Origin of the sequence: Alistipes timonensis JC136 (assembly GCF_900107675.1) — a bacterium.
GTDB classification, from domain to species: Bacteria; Bacteroidota; Bacteroidia; order Bacteroidales; family Rikenellaceae; genus Alistipes; species Alistipes timonensis.
In genome coordinates, this window is record NZ_FNRI01000017.1 from 1 (window position 1) to 3,013 (window position 3,013).

The 3,013-nt window shown below is 64.9% G+C and carries 1 protein-coding gene; it reads left to right on the forward strand.

The features are described 5' to 3' along the window. Nucleotides 1-32 precede the first annotated feature (32 nt). Nucleotides 33-3,013: glycoside hydrolase family 2 TIM barrel-domain containing protein (locus BLU78_RS13810; RefSeq protein ID WP_074712157.1), on the forward strand; the 2,981-nt coding region annotated here is incomplete at its 3' end.

Genomic DNA, 3,013 nt, shown 5'->3' on the forward strand with positions numbered 1-3,013 from the left:
GGTATCGAATAACGCACCTTAAAACGCAAAAAATGAAAAGACTACTGTTTCTCGCCCTCTTCGCCGCCACGGCGGCCCCCTCGAAATCCGCCACGGAGGGGTGGCTCGATCCGGAGATTTTCGCCGTTAACCGCGCACCGATGCGCACGAGCTTCATCGCCTTCCCCTCGGCCGCCGACGCCGTTCCGGAGAACGACCACACCCTTTCGCCCCTCTACCGCACGCTCAACGGCGAATGGTCCTTCCTGCGCGTGGACCGTCCGGGCGCGGAGCCCGAAGGATTCTTCCGCACCGGGCACGACGACTCGTCGTGGGGCGTGATGCCCGTTCCGGGGCTCTGGGAACTGAACGGTTACGGCGATCCGGTCTACACGAACAAGCCCTATCCGTGGCACAAATTCTTCGAGGTGAATCCTCCGCAGGTTCCCCATGAGCAGAACTACACGGGACTCTACCGCCGCACCGTCGCGGTTCCCGCCTCATGGAAGGGCCGCGACGTCTTCATACACATCGGCTCGGCCACCTCGAACGTGACGCTCTGGGTCAACGGCCGCGAGGCGGGTTACAGCGAGGACAGCAAGCTCGAAGCCGAGTTCGACATCACCCGCTTCCTGAAACCCGGCGGCGACAACCTGATCGTGCTGCGCGTCAACCGCTGGTGCGACGGTTCGTACCTCGAAGACCAGGATTTCTGGCGCCTTTCGGGCATCGGCCGCGACTGCTACCTCTACGCCCGCGACAAGCGCCGGCTGGCCGACGTGCGTCTGACGCCCGATCTGGTGAACGACTACCGCGACGGCACGCTGCGTGCCGAGGTGACCACGACGCCGGGCGTCGGCGGCGTGCGGCTGACGCTCCGCGATGACGGGGGCCGCACGCTCGACACCCGCACGCTCACGCCCTTCCGCAACAACGCCGGGACGACATTCGAAGTCGCAGCCCCGAAGCCGTGGAGCGCCGAGGCCCCGAATCTCTACACGCTCACGGCCGAAGCCCTCGCCGTCGACGGTTCGGTGACCGAAGCCGCGGCCTTCCGCGTCGGGTTCCGCAAGGTCGAGATTCGCGGCGGACAGCTGTTGGTCAACGGCAAGCCGATTCTCATCAAAGGCGTCAACCGGCACGAAATGGAGCCCAATACGGGTTATTATGTCACACGCGAAGAGATGGTGCGCGACATCCGCGAGATGAAGCGTCTGAACATGAACGCCGTGCGCACGTGTCACTATCCCGACACGCCGCTGTGGTACGACCTCTGCGACGAATACGGACTTTACGTCGTGGACGAGGCCAACGTCGAGTCGCACGGCTGGCACTACCGCGACAAGTCGAAGAATCTGGCCGGCAACCCCTCTTTCGCCGCCGCACACCTCGACCGTAACCGCCGCATGGTGCTGCGCGACTACAACCACCCCTCGATCATCGTCTGGAGTACGGGCAACGAGGCCGGCAACGGCCCCAACTTCGAACGCTGTTACGACTGGATCAAATCCTTCGACCCGTCGCGCCCGGTGCAGTACGAGCAGGCCTCCTACCACGGGGACTACAACACCGACATCGTCTGCCCGATGTACTGGAGCTACGAGCAATGCGGGAAATACCTCGCCGGCGATCCCGCGAAGCCGCTCATTCAATGCGAATACGCCCACGCCATGGGCAACTCGCTGGGCGGGTTCCGCGAGTACTGGGAGATGATCCGCCGCGAGCCGAAATACCAGGGCGGCTTCATCTGGGACTTCGCCGACCAGGCCCTCGCCTGGCGCAGTCCCGAAGGAAAGCTGGTCTACCGTTACGGCGGCGACTACAACGCCGCGGACGCTTCGGACAGCACGTTCTGCTGCAACGGCGTGCTGGCCGCCGACCGCACGTGGCACCCCCACGCCTACGAGGTCAAGCACCAGCACCGGCCGATCCACACCTCGGCCCTCGATTTGGAAAAGGGCGTCGTGAACGTCTGCAACGAGAACTTCTTCACGGACCTCTCGCCCTACCGGCTCCGCTGGGAGATCACCTCGGACGGACGGCCCGTGCTGAGCGGCGTCATCGAGCGTCTCGACGTGGCGCCGCAGGCCACCGCCGCCGTGACGCTGGGTTACAAGCCCGAACAGCTCCGCGGCCTCGGCGGCGAGCTCCTGCTCACGGTGCGTTACCAACTGCGTGAACGGCTGGGACTGCTCGACGCGCTCCACGAGGTCGCCGCCGACCAGTTCGCACTCCGCGGGGACGATCCGGCGGCCCGCTTCGCCGTCAAGGCTCCGGCCGGAGCGCTCCGCGTCGCGGACAGGACCGTTTCGGGCGAGGGATTCTCCCTCACGTTCGATCCGGCGAGCGGTTTCATCCGTTCATACCGCCTGCACAGCGTCGAGCTGCTGGCAGGGCCCCTGCGGCCCAATTTCTACCGCGCGGCTACGGACAACGACCTCGGCGTGCGCCAGACGGGGAAATACCCCGACAGCAGGATGTGGGCGACGGCCGGGCTGCGGCCTGTCGATTTCGTTCTCACGAAGGGGATCGATGAGGTCAAAGCCGTCGCAGACTACACGATCCCCGCCGTGGGCGCGAAACTGACGCTCACCTACACGATCGCCGCCGACGGGTCGGTCCGCGTCTGCGAGACGATGACCGCAGACCCGGCACGCAAGGATGTCGCCGACCTGATGCGTTTCGGCATGGCATTCGAGACCCCGGGGATGTTCGACGCCGTGGAGTACTACGGACGCGGCCCCATGGAGAATTACCCCGACCGTTTCAGCGCGGCTTTCGTGGGACGATATGCACAGCGTGTCGCCGACCAGTTCCATATGAAATACGCCAGCCCCCAGGAGTCGGGAACGCGCGGAGGACTGCGCTGGTGGAGGCTGACCGACGCCTCGGGATTCGGGGTCGAGATCTGCTCCGACGGTCATTTCTCAGCTTCGGCAATTCCCTACTCCATTCCGCAGCTCGACAACGGTACGACCGAATACGTCCGACACCCGGGCGACCTCGTCTCAGACGGACGCACGCATGTCAATAT